This is a genomic window from Serratia microhaemolytica, assembly GCF_004011885.1.
Classification (GTDB): Bacteria; Pseudomonadota; Gammaproteobacteria; order Enterobacterales; family Enterobacteriaceae; genus Serratia_G; species Serratia_G microhaemolytica.
Map to the genome: position 1 here is coordinate 1 of NZ_SBEF01000136.1, position 702 is coordinate 702.

The 702-nt window shown below is 61.5% G+C and carries 1 pseudogene; it reads left to right on the forward strand.

Features of this window, described 5'->3' with window-relative positions:
- Nucleotides 1-702, forward strand: a pseudogene (locus tag EOJ37_RS14350) (type IV secretion protein Rhs); the annotation flags it as partial.

The following is a 702-nucleotide window of genomic DNA, read 5'->3' on the forward strand; positions in this document are numbered from 1 at the left end:
ACGCGCTCGTCAGCGGCCAAGGCAGCTTTGTCGACATCGTCGAACACACCGGCCAGACCTACAGCTTCACCTTTCTGCCGGGCGACAGCAGCGCCTACCACCCGAACTACCCGCACCTCACCCTACGTCGGCGTGACCAGGTGCTGGAGCTATTTGATGGCGAACAGCTCACCAGCCGCTACTTCCATGCCCTGCCGGTGCATCACGGCAGCGGAGACGAACAACACTTCTCGCTCGGCGCCATCACCGACCTGCACAACAACAAAATCTACTTCGAACGCAACCCGCAAGGGCAAATCCTCGGCGTAGTCCACAGCGACGGCATCCGCCTACGGCTGCAATACCACCCCAACGGCTACCTGCACAAAATCCTGCGCTACAACGGCGCACTGGAAACACTGGCCACCTACCAGCAAGACAGCCAAGGGCGGTTGATTGAAGCCGACGCGCAACAGGGTTACCACCTGTTTTACCGCTACGATAGCGCGCACCGCGTCAGCCAATGGGCCGACAACGACCAAACCTGGGTTAACTTCCGTTACGACCCCCTCGGGCGCTGTATCGAAACCGAGGGCGCCGACGGCTACTACTGCGGCCGCCTGGTGTACGGTGACGACTACACCGACGTCATCGACAGCCAGGGCGCCTGCACCCGCTACTGGCGTGACGCGCACGACAACATCGTCTGCATTGACGACCCGG